The organism is Stenotrophomonas sp. YJH_SMC_119 (genome assembly GCF_059368315.1).
Genome location: NZ_JCAFRP010000010.1, coordinates 64,509 through 78,210 on the forward strand (window position 1 = coordinate 64,509; position 13,702 = coordinate 78,210).

Consider the following 13,702-nt stretch of genomic DNA (forward strand, 5'->3'; position numbering starts at 1 on the left):
CCTCCGTCCCTCTACTTTCAGGCTGCGTCGGGCTGGTTTTCCGGGCGCGCGCGGTCGAAGGCGTCCAGCGCCTGGCAGGCGGCCTCGATGCGGCGAAGGGTCGGGTACGGCGCAAGGTCCAGGCCGAAACGATGGGCGTTGTACAGCTGCGGCAGCAGGCAGAGGTCGGCCAGCCCGGGGCGGTCACCGTGGCAGAAGGTGCCGGTGTCACGGCTGTTGGCCAACAGCGCTTCCATCGCCGCAAAGCCCTCGGCCATCCAGTGCAGGGTCCACTGCATACGGGCGTCGGCCGGCAGCTGCAGGTCGCGCTCCAGGTACTGCATCACCCGCAGGTTGTTGATCGGGTGGATGTCGCAGGCCACCAGCTGGGCCAGTGCCCGCACCCGCGCACGGCCGGCGGCATCGGCCGGCAGCAGCGGCACCTGCGGGAAGCGCTCGTCCAGGTACTCGACGATCGCCAGCGACTGCGTCAGCGCATGCCCTTCGTGCAGCAGCGTCGGCACCAGCTGCTGCGGATTGAGCCTGCGATAGGCGTCCAGGTGTTGTTCGCCGCCGCCGCGCACCAGATGCACCGGCCGCGCCTCCCAGGCCAAGCCCTTCAGCTCCAGACCGATGCGCACGCGGTAGGCGGCGCTGGATCGCCAGTAGGTGTACAGCACGATGCCGTCGTCGACCGGAATCTCCATGGCCGCCTCCATGCTCAGGGCTTGGCGGCCTGTTCGATGCGCTGCTCGATCGCACCGAAGATGCTGTTACCGGCGGCATCGAGCATCTCGATGCGGACCACGTCGCCGAACGACATGAACGGCGTGCTCGGCTTGCCGTCGCGCAGGGTTTCGACCACGCGCTGCTCGGCGAAGCACGACGCACCCTTGCTGGTGTCTTCATTGGCGATGGTGCCCGAGCCGACGATGGTGCCGGCGCCCAACGGACGGGTCTTGGCCGCATGCGCGACCAACTGGGCGAAATTGAACTGCATGTCCACGCCCGCTTCCGGCGCACCGAACCACTTGCCGTTGATGTGGGTCAGCAGCGGCAGGTGCACCTTGCTGTCCTGCCACGCAGCGCCCAGTTCGTCGGGGGTGACGAACACCGGCGACAGCGCCGAGCGCGGCTTGGACTGCAGGAAGCCGAAGCCCTTGGCCAGCTCGCCCGGAATCAGGTTGCGCAGCGACACATCGTTGACCAGGCCGACCAGCTGGATGTGGCCCGCAGCCTGTTCCGGGGTGGCCGCCATCGGCACGTCGTCGGTGATCACCACGATCTCCGCTTCCAGGTCGATACCGTAGTCCTCGCTGACCACCTTGACCGCATCGCGCGGGCCGTAGAAGCCGGCACTGGTGGCCTGGTACATCAGCGGATCGGTGTAGAAGCTCTCCGGCACCTCGGCGCCACGGGCGCGGCGCACGCGCTCGACGTGCGGCAGGTAGGCACTGCCGTCGACGAATTCATAGGCGCGCGGCATCGGCGCGGCCAGGGCCTGCGGGTCGAGGTCGAACACGCCGTCGGCGTCGCCGGCATTGAGCGATTCGTACAGGGCGTTCAGGCGCGGCGCGATGTGGCTCCAGTCTTCCAGAGCCTGCTGCAGGGTGGCGGCAATGCCGGTGGCGCGCACGCCGTGGCGCAGGTCACGCGAGACGACGATCAGGGTGCCGTCGCGGCCGCCTTCCTTCAAAGAACCAAGCTTCATGGGTGGGTGTCCGGAGTCGTGGGCAAACAAGTTTCAAGTGTAATCAAATCTGCGGCGACGCCAAGCTGCAGCGCGGCATCGGCCCACCCTACCGTAGTGGGGGGTTCGGCAGGGCTTGCAGCCCTGCACCGGCTCAATGCAACAGCAACGGCAACGTCAAAAGCGGCTCTGGCTTTCTGCTGGTTGGGCGGGGCGGTGTGGGCCGGCAGGACACGCCGTAAACCCGTCCATGGGGGCTCGATGGCGCCATCCATGGCGTCAACGGTCCTGCCCACCCACACCGCCCCACCCCCGACAGGTTCCCAATGACTGATCGAACATCCACATCATTCATCGTCGAGATCCGTCAGACACCGAAATTGATCGAATGAGATTCGACAGATCGCGGAAAACTGTCGAAGGCGGGGTGGGTCCGGTGACAGGGGCGTGAGCCGCATGGGCCCGAGGCATGCCTCGGGCGGGTTGGGCAGGACGCCCAACCCCGGTCTTGCCGTGTGCGCAGGACTGCGCACACGAGCAAGCGGCGACCGAGCTTACATGGACGTACTTGCAGCGCCCCCTGCCACCGGACCCACCCCGCCTCCCACAGGAACCCGGCCTTTGACGTTGCTTCAGCCTCTGCGGGTGCAGGGCGCAGCCCTGCAGAGAGACCCCCTACCTGAACAGGTCTTTTTGCGTGAAGTCTCAAACATCGTTTAGACTTGCGCAGTCTGCAGCGGCCGTCCGTTTCCCTCCGGGATCGCCGGCGACCAGGGTCCGCCCTCTTCGCCCGCCCCCACTCCGACGCCGTTCGTCACGCATTCCAGCCTGCGCTTCGTGCCGGCTGCACCCAATTCTCGCAGCGCGGTTCACGGGAACGCTCCGAGTCAGCCGATCAGTTTGATCTGCCCCCGTCTGTCCGTTCGGACAGGCGTTTCTTGTACTTGGAGCAAACTCAATGTCTTTTGAATCGCTGGGCCTGGCGCCCTTCCTGCTGCGTGCGCTTGCCGAGCAGGGCTACGAAAACCCGACCCCGATCCAGCAGCAGGCGATCCCGCTGGCACTGGCCGGTCGTGACCTGCTGGCCGGCGCACAGACCGGCACCGGCAAGACCGCCGCCTTCGGCCTGCCGCTGCTGCAGCACCTGGGCACCGCCTCGCAGGAAGTGCGCAGCGGCCCGCGCAAGCCGCGCGCGCTGATCCTGGCACCGACCCGCGAACTGGCCACCCAGGTGCACGACAGCCTGCGCGGCTACAGCAAGTACCTGCGCATTCCCAGCGCCTGCATCTACGGCGGTGTCGGCATGGGCAACCAGCTGGACATCCTGCGCCGTGGCGTGGACCTGCTGGTGGCCTGCCCGGGCCGCCTGATCGACCACCTGGAGCGTCGCAGCATCGACCTGTCCGGCATTGAACTGCTGGTGCTGGACGAAGCCGACCGCATGCTCGACATGGGCTTCCTGCCGTCGATCAAGCGCATCCTGGCCAAGCTGCCGAAGCAGAACCGGCAGACCCTGCTGTTCTCGGCCACCTTCGAGGACAACATCCGCCAGCTGGCGCTGGAGTTCATGCGCAACCCGGAACAGATCCAGGTGACGCCGAAGAACACCGTGGCCGAAACCATCACCCACCGCGTGCACCCGGTCGATGCCGGTCGCAAGCGCGACCTGCTGCTGCACCTGCTGGCGCAGGACAGCCGCGAGCAGACCCTGGTGTTCGCCCGCACCAAGCACGGCAGCGACAAGCTGGCCTCGTTCCTGGAAAAGTCGGGCATCAAGACCGCGGCGATCCACGGCAACAAGAGCCAGGGACAGCGCCTGCGTGCACTGGGTGACTTCAAGGCCGGCCGCGTGACCGTGCTGGTGGCGACCGATATCGCTGCGCGCGGCATCGACATCAACGAGCTGCCGAAGGTGATCAACTTCGACCTGCCGATGGTGGCCGAGGACTACGTGCACCGCATCGGCCGTACCGGCCGCAACGGCGCGACCGGCCAGGCGATTTCGCTGGTGGCACAGGATGAAGTGAAGCTGCTGCGTGCGATCGTGCGCCTGCTGGGCCGCGACATGGACATCCGCGATGTGCCGGGCTTCGAGCTGCAGACGCCGATCCGCTGGGGCAACAGTGCGCCGGGCAAGGCCGAGCACGATACTGGCGAGCGCGCACCGCGCAAGAGCCATGCGCGCCGTCCGCACGGTGATGCGCCGCGCCACGCGCACGCAGGCCCGAAGAAGGCCGGCGGTGGCCGTCGCGAAGGCGGTGGCAATGGCCAGCAGCGTGCAGGTGCCGGCCAGGGCCAGCGCCGTGGCGGTGGTGGCAATGGTGGCGGCCGCGGTCGTGGCCAGGGTGGCGGCGGTGGTCGCGCTGGCTGATCCCAGCTGACATCGAGGGTGCTTCCCGCTGCGCGGGGGCTATCGAGGGACGGCGCTGACGCGCCGTCCTTTTTTGTTGCGGGCTACCGGGTGATAAAGCACGCGGTGGCAGTACCGAGGGCGAATGGGCATGGGGGCAGCGCAGAACACGCTGTAAATACGTCCATGTAAGCTCGATGGCGCCATCCATGGCGCCAACGGTTCTGCGCTGCCCCCATGCCCATCCGCTTCAAGCATTGCCTGCGCCTTCTTCTCCCGCCGGGTAGCCGGGAGAAGAAAGATCAAATTCAAATTCAAAGTCAAAAGCCGAAGCCGCAATTCCTGGCTTTGCTTCTGCCCTTGCTCCCGCCTTGGGGTTCGATGCGTCCGCGCCCGCAGGAAACTGTCGAGGGGAGGCCGGGCGGGCTGCGCAGGACCGTTGGCGCCAAGGATGGCGCCATCGAGCCCCCAAGGACGGGTTTACGGCGTGTCCTGCGCAGCCCGCCCGGCCTCCCCCACACGCGTCAACAAAGGCGCGCAAACCCTCAACCCCGCGCTTTACTCGGATTCACCAGATTCCCGAAGAAGATCGCGTTGATCAGCAGTCGGTCCGTTCCGTGCCAGTACTTGCGGTGCGCCGGGTCATCGGCAAACAGCACCACGTTGCCCTGCCCCTGCGCCGACACCAGCAGCCACGCACTACCCGCCACCCGCGTGCGGTTGCGCTCGGACAGATAGCCATTCACCCGCGGCGGCGCGTCGATGCGCACCACCGTGGAGAACGGGTTCGCGCTCGGCTGCAGCGTCACCGTGTTCTCCTTGTTGATCGCCAGCTGCCGGCGCGGCACGCCGAACGCCAACGGATGGCTGGTATCCACGTCGGCACTGAGGATGTTGCCGCTGACCCGCTCGATCGCAGCGATGTCGCGCTGGTCGCCAAACGCGCGGCGACTTGCATCAGCAGCGTCTTCTTCCTTGCCGAGCTTTTCGCTGTCGGCCAGCTTCTGCTCGATCGCCCACTTCGAGGCACTGCCGTAGGTCACCAGTGAACCACCGGCCTGCACCCAGCGCTTCAGTGCAGCCACCGCCGTGGCATCGACGCCCGTGTAGGTGCCACCGGACAGCACGATCGTGGTGTAGCGGTCCAGCGGTACCTTGCCCAGCTGCTGCGGATCCAGCTTGCTGGCTGGCAACTGCAGCTGCTGGTCGAGCAGGAACCACGCCGATCCGATTTCGGTGGCGGCCACGCCCTCGCCCATCACCAGTGCCACCGCAGGCTTGCGCAGCGCCTTGACGCCGTCACTGCCGAGGTCGATGCCTTCGCGGCTCCGGCCGCTGGACAGCGCGTGGACCTGTACGCCCGCCTCGCGCGCGGCGGATGTCACTGTCTCGAGCAGCGCCGCGCCCTGCAGCGATTGCCCGGCAACCGGAATGACCAGGCTGCCGGCGGCGAAGCTGACGTCACCCTGCGCGGTCGCGGTGGTGAACGGCTGGAATGCCGCGCGTGCATTCACGCCCTTGCCCTGCAGCGCGGCCAGCGCGCGCCCGGCGTTGTAGTGGCGCCAGTCGATGGCGTAGGCGAATCCGGCCTCGCCGCCCAGCACCGCGCCCTGCTCCAACGGCAGCGCGGCCACGCGTGCGCCGCCTTCGATACGGCTGCGACTGCCCGCAAAGGCCAGGCCGTAGGCTGGTGCGATCGCATAGCTGGTGCTGCCGTAGAACACATCACCCTTGATCGGCGGCGTCTCGGCAAAGATCGAATGCACCAGGCGGAACTGCGCCTGCTGCACCGGCACCACGTAGGCGCTGCCGGCATCGAAGCGCTGCCCATCGACAGTGACTGCACGGTCCAGTGCGCGCACTTCGATCCGGTGCAGCAGCAGCAGTTCCAGCAGGCGCCGGGTCAGTGCCGGATCATGCGCGTCGCCGAACACGAAGCTCTTCACCGGCTGCTGCGCAGCCTGCTTCAGCGCGCTCTGGAAGAACTGCTTCTGCAGGTCGAACAGGCCGCTGCGCTCGGTCACCGCGCCACGCACCGTGCCCAGCCCGGTGGCGACCTGGTTGCGGATGGTGAAGGGGAAGGTCAGCAGGCCATTCACCGATTCCTGCACGCGGCCGCGCGAGCTGGCCTGCTCGACGGTAACGCCGACAGCGCCATGGAAGTCCGGATAGGTGGAACCGTACACCGGCGAGAAGTTGTCGAAATTCTCGCCGGTGTAGTACAGCGACCCCAGCGCATCCAGCGCCTGCGCGTGGTACTTGGCGAGGGTCTTGTTGAATTCATACGACGCCGCCGGAATCAGCGGACTGTGCATGCTCTTCGGCGAGGGCTCGAAGTAGTAGGTGCTGTCCTTGCCCATTTCGTGGAAGTCGATCTGTACGTTCGGGTACCACTGGTGGAACACCTCCACCTTCGGCCGTGAGTCCTGCTGGGTGAGGGCCAGCCAGTCGCGGTTGAGATCGGTGAAGTAGTGGTTGGTACGACCCTGCGGGAACGGCTCGACGTGTTCCTTGTCGGCGGGGTCGGCAGAAGCTGGGTCGGACGCCCAGGCGTTGTGCCAGTTGGCAGCACGGTCACGACCATCCGGATTCTGCGCCGGATCGAACAGCACCACCGTCTGCTGCAGCCATTGCTGGGTTTCTGCGCTGCGGTTGGCCACCAGGTAGTACGCCGTCAGCATCGCTGCCTCGGCACTGGAGGTCTCGTTGCCGTGGACGCTGTAGCCCAGCCACACCACCACCGGGCTGTCACCGGCGGCGCTGCGCGGCTGCGCCGGATCGGCCAGGGTGGCGTGCTGCTGGCGGATCTGTTCCAGCCGCGCATGATTGCCTGCAGCGGTGACGGTGGCGATCAACAGCGGGCGGCCTTCATAGCTGCGGCCGATCTCGCGCACGCTGATCTTGTCCGAGCGTTTCGCCAGTTCCTGGAAGTACGCCACCAGCTGGTCGTGCCGGGTGTAACGGCTGCCGATCGGGTAGCCGAGGAACTGCTCCGGCGTCGGCACCGCTGCATCGAACGCCGCTGCGTCGGTGACCTGCGGAAAGAAGTACGCGCTCTGTGCCCGCGCCGGCTGCGGCGAGGACAGGGCGGTGGCGGCGGCAAGCAGCAACGGAAGAACGGCACGGCGATGCAAGGACACGGTGACTCCCCTGGAACACAACGGCAGACGATCGCGCGGCCGGTCCCCTCAGGTGACCGGCCGCGGCGGATGGATCAGAAGCGGTAATCGAACCCCAGCGTGAAGTAGCGGCCACGCAGGTCGTACTGGCTGAAGTCGTACGGCGCGCGGATGCCCGGGAACGAGGCGTCGTACGGCGGCGTCTTGTCGGCCAGGTTCTGCACCTTGGCATACACGGTCAGCTTGTCGATGCCGGTGTAGGCCAGGTACAGGTCGTACTGACTGTAGCTGCCGACGCGCTGCTGCACGGCTTTGGCGGCGGTGCTGGCCTCCTGGCGGTAGCTGCTGGTGTAGTACCAGGTCACGGCTGCGTTGAAATCACCGTACTTCCAGTCCAGCGTGGTGGTGGCCTTGTCCTTGGGCAGGGTCGCGCCCAGGTTGCTGCCGGCGTAGTCGACCAGCGGCCCACCGACCACGGTCGGGCGACGGTAGTCGCGCACGTGGGTGTAGGCCGAGGACACGGTGAAGTCACCCAGCGCCGCGGTCGGGATGCGCTGGCGCAGCTCGACATCGATGCCCGAGGTCTTCAGCTCGCTCAGGTTCTGGTAGCGGTTGTAGACCGCCTGCAGCTTGCCACGCTCATCGCGCTGCACGGCGCCGGCCACGTTGTCGTTGACCAGGGTCTGGGTGTTGTTGGTGCCGACCAGGTTGTCCAGCTGGATGCGGTAGTAGTCCACGCTCAGGTTGGTGTTGGCCCACGGCGACAGCACCACACCAAAGTTGACGCTCCTGGTGCGCTCCGGCTTCAGTTCGTTGTTGCCGACGGTGAAGAAGGTGGGGTTCTGGCGCGAGCCCGGCACGTCCGGATCACGCGGGTCGACCACGCTGCCGTAGGCGATGCTGGTGCTGTTGGAGTTTTCCGACAGCGACGGTGCACGGAAGCCCTTCGACGCCGACGCACGCACCAGCAGGACATCCAGCGGCTGCCAGCGCAGGCCGATCTTCGGCGAGAACGCATCGCCGAAATCATCGTAGTGATCAGCGCGCGCGGCGGCGGACAGCTCCAGCGTCGAGGCCAGCGGCACGTTCACTTCGGCGTAGGCCGCACTGACCTGGCGCTTGCCGTGTACTTCGGCAATGGCCGGGCGCACCTGCAGGCCGGCATCGATCTGCCACGGGTTGTTGGAGTCGAGCTTTTCGCGGCGCCACTCGGCACCCGCAGCGAAGCCGATCTCGCCGGCCCAGGTATGGCCCAGGCTGCCGGAAATCTTCGCATCGATACCCTGCAGCTTGGATTCGGCCGGACGCAGCGTGGCGATGTTGATCGAATCGCGCACCGACTGCGGCGTGGCCGCCGGGTTGAGCAGGTTGTAGCTGCCCGTGGCCAGCGCGTCGGCCAGCGCCCAGCGGTTGGCGAAGCCACCGGACACGCTCTCGCGCTCGCTGCTGCGTGCACCGAACGCGGCCACTTCCCAGTCCCACGACGCGGTGGTGCCACGCAGGCCGAACACGCCGCGGTAGGCAGTGGAACGGTTGGTCTTGATCGTGCCGCCCAGGTCGAAGAAGGTGTACTCGATCGGGATCGCGCGGCCGTACGGGTTGTACGGATTGTTGGCCGGCAGCAGCGACGACACCGGCTCTGCCAGGCCGCTATTCGCGTTCAGTGCGAAGCGGCCGCTCTCCAGGGTGAAGAACGGGCTGCTGCCGAACCACGCGGCACTCTTGATCTGGCTGTACAGCACTTCGCCGAACGCTTCGACGTTGTCGTTCAGGCGGAACGTACCGTTGGCGTAGGCCTGGTAGCGCTTGGTCGAGGGGATCAGCGTGGTGAACGGTGCCTGGTTGAAGCCGCAGGTGTCGCCGGCCAGGCCGTCGATCGGTGCGCTGGCCACGCGGGTGGTGCCGGTCGGGCAGTTACCGTTGGCATCGAGCATCGGCACCGAGACGCCGTTGACCAGGTAGCGCGCGCCCTTGGCCGACCAGCCGTTCCAGCGGCCACCCGGCTTGTCGGTGTAGATGCCGCTCCTGGTCAGGTTGCGTTCGTCCTGGTCCAGGCGCTCGCGGTTGTACCCCTGCAGGCTGAAGAGGATGTTGTAGCCATCGGTGTCGAGATCACCCAGGCCGCCGACGAACTTCAGGTTCTGCTCGTGCAGGCCGCCCTGGTCGGCACCGCCGAAGCTGCCGCCGATCTCGGCGCCTTCGAAGTTCTGCCGGGTGATGATGTTGACCACGCCGGCCACGGCGTCGGAGCCGTACACCGCCGAGGCGCCGTCCTTGAGCACCTCAATGCGCTCGACCGCGACCAGCGGCAGCGCATTGAGATCGACGAAGGTGTCGGACAGGCCACCGGCCGGGAAGCCGTAGTTGGCCAGGCGACGGCCGTTGAGCAGCACCAGCGTGTTTTTCTGCGACAGGCCACGCAGGCCGATGCCGGCCGAGCCGGACGCCCAACCATTGTTGGTGGTTTCGTTGCTGGCGTTGCCGGTGTTGGCCGAGATCGAACGCAGCACATCGGCCACGGTGGCCTTGCCGGTCTGTTCCAGCTGCTGGCGGCCGATCACCTGCACCGGGTTGGAAGCCTCGGTATCGGTGCGCTTGATGTTGGAACCGGTGACGCGCACGGCGGCCAGGGTACTGGCTTCGCCACTGGCATCGGCGGAGGTTTCGGCGGCGGCGGACAAAGGCGCGGCCAGAGCGACGGCCAGGGCCGCCACGAGCAGGGTGTGCTTGGGCATGACGATGTGGGGGAGGTGGAAAGGGCGACGTAGTTCCGCAGTAGTCCATGCCTGGCCGGGGTCCGGCCAATAACATCCCTTCATACGGATATAAGAGAAACTATCATCTCTTCATCCGGATGGAAAGAGTTACTTCACGAAAGCCCAACATACGCTCAGGATGGCCGGCCACCTGCGGCGTACAATCGCGCCATGGAAATCTTCAAAGTCTTCATGCTCGAGGCGGCGCACCGCCTCCCCAACGTGCCGCCGGGGCACAAGTGCGCGCGCCTGCATGGCCACTCGTTCCGGGTGGAACTGAAGGTCGAGGGCGAGCCGGGGGCCCAGACCGGCTGGATCATGGACTTCGGCGACGTGAAGGCGGCCTTCCAGCCGATCTACGACCGCCTGGACCATCACTACCTCAATGACATCCCCGGCCTGGAGAACCCGACCAGCGAGAACCTGGCGGCGTGGATCTGGAACGAACTCAAGCCCAGCCTGCCGGCGCTGAGCGAGATCACCGTGCACGAAACCTGCACCTCCGGCTGCCGCTACCGCGGCCCGACGGCCTGATCAACCCATTGATCTGAAAGGTGTTTCAAAGGCGCCTTGGGCGCCTTTGTTATTTTTGTTGCATTGCCGCATCAACGGCGTATGCTGCAATGCATCAAGCCACTCCCTGATGCCCCATGGCCGCCGCCTTCAGCGATCGCTTCAGTGATGCCACCCGCCAGCTCGCAGCCGCAGCAACCCGCGCGAACCGGTTGGCGTTGGAGAACGCGGAAAGCATGTTCGGCGTGCAGCTGAAGGCGATGGAGCGCAACCTGACCGCGACCGGCGGCTGGTTGGGGGAACTGGCCCGTAGTGACGACACGGCCGGGATGCTCAACAAGGGCGCACAGCTGTGGCAGGACAACCTGCAGCGGCTGGGCCAGGCCCAGCAAGACGTGGTCGGTCTCGGCCTGCAGGCCGGCAAGGCCTGGTCCGAACTGGTGCAGGGCTACAACGAATCAACGGCGGACGCGAACAACCACTGACGCGACGCAACGCTCATTGCGTGGGTCCCTCCCCCCACGCAATCCGGACCCGGCAGATCCCTCCCTCTGCCGGGTCTTTTTTTGCCTGTCGTTTGGATTCCGAAGTGCGTCTTCGTCCTATGGCTCTGCAAGCTGATGGGCCCCGTCGGGGCAGGCAGGGGCCTGGGCAAATGTCCCCCGGCGCCGGCCGTTGGCCGTCGCCTCCTCCTTTACTTCGCCCAAACCCCTGCCCGCCCCGACGAGGCTCGGCGTGCGGTGAGGAAAGCGCAGCACGCGGCCGCCTTTCAAGGAAGCGCCGACAAACTCCGAACGCCGTGCGGATGCCCTTGCGTACGAAGTAGAGGGGGAGGTGACGGCCAACGGCCGGCGCCGGAGGACATTCGTACGCAAGGGCATCCGCACGGCGCCACGCAGAATGAATCCGCCACACGCGTGTCTTCGTCCCGATTCCCCGCGAACTGACGGGCCCCGCCGAGACAAGCAGGGGCCTGGGCAAATGTCCCCCGGCGGCGGCCGTTGGCCGTCCCCTCCTCCTTTACTTTGCCCAACCCCCTGCCCGCCCCGACGAGGCTCGGCTTGCGGTGGGTAAGGCTGCGAACAATCTGCCTTCAATGAGGCGCCGACGAACTCCGAACGCAGGGCGGATGCCCTTGCGTACGAAGTAAAGGGGGAGGTGACGGCCAACGGCCGGCGCCGGAGGACATTCGTACGCAAGGGCATCCGCCCTGCGCCGCGCAGATTGAACCCGCCGCACGCGATGCAGGAACGGCTCAGCGCCCGCGACCACCGTGCCAGTGCTGGTGCCACGCCTGGAACATCAGCACGTTCCACAGGTGCGTGTGCCACTTGCGTTCGCCACGCAGGAACGCTTCCCAGATGCCGCGCACGCGTGCCGCATCGAAGCAGCCCTGGTTGCGCAGCAGCTGCGGGTCCAGCAGTGCTTCCGCCCAGTCGCGCAGCGGGCCCGCCAACCAGCGCGCCATCGGCGGTCCGAAGCCGCGCTTGGGGCGATACACCAGCGGCTCCGGCAGATAGCGTGCCAGCAGATGCTTGAGGATCCGCTTGTGCTCCCCATCGTGGTACTTCAGGTGCTGCGGCAGGCGCCAGGCCAACCGCACCACCTCCATGTCCAGCAGCGGCGCGCGCGTCTCCACGCCCGCCGCCATGCCCGCACGATCAACCTTGGCGAGGATGCCCTCGGCCAGATCCATGCGGAAATCCAGCAGCTGGATGCGGGCCTCGGCCGGCAGCGCCGTGTCCTGCTGCTGGAAGATCGTCATCGGCTCGCGTGCACCCAGCACCACCTGCGCCGGCTGCCGCCAGCGCGTCACGCGCTGCAGGTAGTGACCTTCCACGTCGTTGGCGGCGACTTCCGCCACCAGTGCGCGCCAGCCGCCCAGGCGGCCGCGCTCGACATTCATGCGGTTGCCGCTGCGCCGCGCCAGATCACGCACCCAGTCCGGCAGGCCACCGCACAGGCGCGCATTGCGCAGCGCGCGGCCATAGCTGGGGTGGCCGAAGAACAGTTCATCGCCACCGTCGCCGGTGAGGGCCACCGGCTTGCGCGCGCCCAGCAGTTCACTGGCCAGCAGGGTCGGCAGCTGCGAGGCATCGGCGAACGGTTCGCACCAGACCTGCGGCAGCCGCTGCAGCAGATCCAGGCCTTGTCGCGCATCCATCCGGTGCAGATGATGCTGCACGCCCAGATGCCGCGCGACCTGCGAGGCCCAATCGCTCTCGTCATGGCCGGGATCATCGAAGCCAACCGTCCACGCTTCGATCGGAAGCGTCGACTGTGCCTGCATCATCGCCGTCACCAGCGAGGAATCGGTGCCGCCGGACAGGAACGCACCGCAGGCCAGCGGCGAATGCATGCGTGCGGCGATGGCCTTCTGCAACGCAGTTTCCAGCTGGTCGGTCGCCTGCTCCAGGCTCGGCGCCGGCAGCAGCGGTTCCTGCAGTGCGCTCTGCATCGCATCGCGTGCGCACCAGTAGCGTGAACCACCCTGTGCGGCCTGGCTGGAGCCGCCAGCCGCATGGTCATTCAGATCGACGCGCAGCATCGCGCCTGCCACCAGCTTGTGGATGCCGCGGTAGATGGTGTGCGGTGCCGGCACGTAGTCATGGCGCAGCAGCAGGCTCAGCGCATCCTGGTCGATGCTCGGGGCGAAACCGGCAAAGGCCTGGAGTGCCTTCATTTCCGAGGCGAACAGGAACCGGCCCTGGTACCAGCCGTAGTACAGCGGCCGCTCGCCAACCGGGTCGCGGGCCAGCCACAGTTCGCGCGACTCGCGGTCCCATACGCTGAAACCGAACGCGCCCTCGATGCGGGAAAGCGCCCGTTCCACGCCCCATTCGATGATCGCCTGCAGCAGCAGCCGCGCATCGCTGCAGCTGCGTGGCAGATCGCGCAGCTGCGACTGCAGGTCGGCCCGGTTGTACAACCGGCCATCCAGGCACAGCACGTAACGGCCACAGTCCGAACTCAGGGGCTGCAACGGCGTATCGGTTGGCGCCCGGCAGTGGCCCAGCGCCAGGCCGGCCTCGGCGTCGGTCCAGTAGCCGATGCGCCCCCGGCCGCGCTGCTGCAGGGCGCGCAGCATTGGCGCCAGCTGCTGCAGCAGGTGTTCGTCCTCGGCGGGCGGCAGCCAGGCCCCGACCACGCCGCTCATCGGGCACCTCCGCAGCGGCAGCGGCGGGACGGGTTCAGCAGGCAGGCGGCGGCGGGCGACATGGGAGCGACACGCGGAGCGGAGGAGACTCCATGCTCGGCCCGCCCCCGGCCCTGCGTCAGTCGCTTTGCTGTCAGC

General features: G+C 67.1%; 8 protein-coding genes. 3 read left to right on the top strand and 5 right to left on the bottom strand.

The window, feature by feature from the left end; all coding sequences use genetic code 11:
* Positions 1-17: 17 nt before the first annotated feature.
* Both maiA and AC5P6S_RS15230 read right to left on the bottom strand, forming a co-directional pair.
* Positions 18-686, bottom strand: coding sequence for a maleylacetoacetate isomerase (gene maiA, locus AC5P6S_RS15225; protein WP_183153751.1), 669 nt, complete (start codon positions 684-686; stop codon positions 18-20).
* A 14-nt stretch (positions 687-700) separates the two neighbouring features.
* A complete protein-coding gene (locus AC5P6S_RS15230) occupies positions 701-1,690 on the bottom strand; it encodes a fumarylacetoacetate hydrolase family protein (protein ID WP_065183725.1) in 990 nt (329 codons plus the stop codon).
* A gap of 937 nt (positions 1,691-2,627) precedes the next feature.
* Between AC5P6S_RS15230 and AC5P6S_RS15235 the strand changes: the two genes are divergently transcribed.
* On the top strand, positions 2,628-4,040 hold the full coding sequence (locus AC5P6S_RS15235; RefSeq protein ID WP_005407956.1) for a DEAD/DEAH box helicase: 1,413 nt from the start codon (positions 2,628-2,630) through the stop codon (positions 4,038-4,040).
* A 524-nt stretch (positions 4,041-4,564) separates the two neighbouring features.
* Here AC5P6S_RS15235 and AC5P6S_RS15240 read toward each other — a convergent pair.
* Positions 4,565-7,159 (bottom strand): M14 family zinc carboxypeptidase, encoded by a 2,595-nt coding sequence (locus AC5P6S_RS15240; protein ID WP_495204657.1) that lies wholly within the window; start codon positions 7,157-7,159, stop codon positions 4,565-4,567.
* Between the two features lie 74 nt (positions 7,160-7,233).
* Positions 7,234-9,873, bottom strand: a complete 2,640-nt coding sequence (locus tag AC5P6S_RS15245) for a TonB-dependent receptor plug domain-containing protein (RefSeq protein ID WP_024957081.1) — start codon at positions 9,871-9,873, stop codon at positions 7,234-7,236.
* Between the two features lie 192 nt (positions 9,874-10,065).
* Here AC5P6S_RS15245 and queD point away from each other — a divergent pair, with 192 nt between their 5' ends.
* On the top strand, positions 10,066-10,428 hold the full coding sequence (gene queD, locus AC5P6S_RS15250) for a 6-carboxytetrahydropterin synthase QueD (RefSeq protein WP_065184082.1): 363 nt from the start codon (positions 10,066-10,068) through the stop codon (positions 10,426-10,428).
* A gap of 116 nt (positions 10,429-10,544) precedes the next feature.
* The gene (locus tag AC5P6S_RS15255; protein WP_005407952.1) at positions 10,545-10,892 is read left to right on the top strand and encodes a phasin family protein; all 348 of its coding nucleotides are present in this window, start codon (positions 10,545-10,547) and stop codon (positions 10,890-10,892) included.
* A 770-nt stretch (positions 10,893-11,662) separates the two neighbouring features.
* Here AC5P6S_RS15255 and asnB read toward each other — a convergent pair.
* On the bottom strand, positions 11,663-13,564 hold the full coding sequence (asnB, locus tag AC5P6S_RS15260) for an asparagine synthase (glutamine-hydrolyzing) (RefSeq protein ID WP_065184083.1): 1,902 nt from the start codon (positions 13,562-13,564) through the stop codon (positions 11,663-11,665).
* Between the last annotated feature and the right edge of the window lie 138 nt (positions 13,565-13,702).

What these genes read in the sequence shown, in the direction of transcription:
- AC5P6S_RS15255 (WP_005407952.1), top strand. Translation starts at nt 10,545, where the DNA reads ATGGCCGCCGCCTTCAGCGATCGCTTCAGTGATGCCACCCGCCAGCTC.
- maiA (WP_183153751.1), bottom strand. Translation starts at nt 686, where the DNA reads ATGGAGATTCCGGTCGACGACGGCATCGTGCTGTACACCTACTGGCGA.
- queD (WP_065184082.1), top strand. Translation starts at nt 10,066, where the DNA reads ATGGAAATCTTCAAAGTCTTCATGCTCGAGGCGGCGCACCGCCTCCCC.
- asnB (WP_065184083.1), bottom strand. Translation starts at nt 13,564, where the DNA reads ATGAGCGGCGTGGTCGGGGCCTGGCTGCCGCCCGCCGAGGACGAACAC.
- AC5P6S_RS15245 (WP_024957081.1), bottom strand. Translation starts at nt 9,873, where the DNA reads ATGCCCAAGCACACCCTGCTCGTGGCGGCCCTGGCCGTCGCTCTGGCC.
- AC5P6S_RS15235 (WP_005407956.1), top strand. Translation starts at nt 2,628, where the DNA reads ATGTCTTTTGAATCGCTGGGCCTGGCGCCCTTCCTGCTGCGTGCGCTT.
- AC5P6S_RS15230 (WP_065183725.1), bottom strand. Translation starts at nt 1,690, where the DNA reads ATGAAGCTTGGTTCTTTGAAGGAAGGCGGCCGCGACGGCACCCTGATC.